This window comes from Citrobacter sp. Awk 2 (genome assembly GCF_028069815.1).
Lineage (GTDB): Bacteria > Pseudomonadota > Gammaproteobacteria > Enterobacterales > Enterobacteriaceae > Citrobacter.
Genome location: NZ_JANEWL010000285.1, coordinates 1 through 261 on the forward strand (window position 1 = coordinate 1; position 261 = coordinate 261).

The following is a 261-nucleotide window of genomic DNA, read 5'->3' on the forward strand; positions in this document are numbered from 1 at the left end:
TTACAATATCGGCAAATGTCGCTTCTCTGGCTTCCTTGCTGATGATTTCATTCATGGGATATGAAATATAGGTTGTCATTTCATTATCCAGCGCATAGGGCGAATTCATCACAAACAGTGCGTCCGGAGCTTCAATTGCAGCAGCGGCCAGGGCAATCATCGTTCCCTGGCTGTGTGACAGTACCGTCACTGTATCTTCAGGATGTTTATCTCGAATGGTTTTAATGAGCTTTGCCAGACGACCAGCTGCGTGGGCATAAT

Annotated in this window: 1 protein-coding gene; it reads right to left on the minus strand. The window is 46.4% G+C overall.

Annotation, left to right across the window (positions count from 1 at the left end):
- The coding region (locus NNO02_RS23665; RefSeq protein ID WP_271455913.1) for an alpha/beta fold hydrolase at positions 1 to 261 on the minus strand (261 nt) is incomplete at both ends.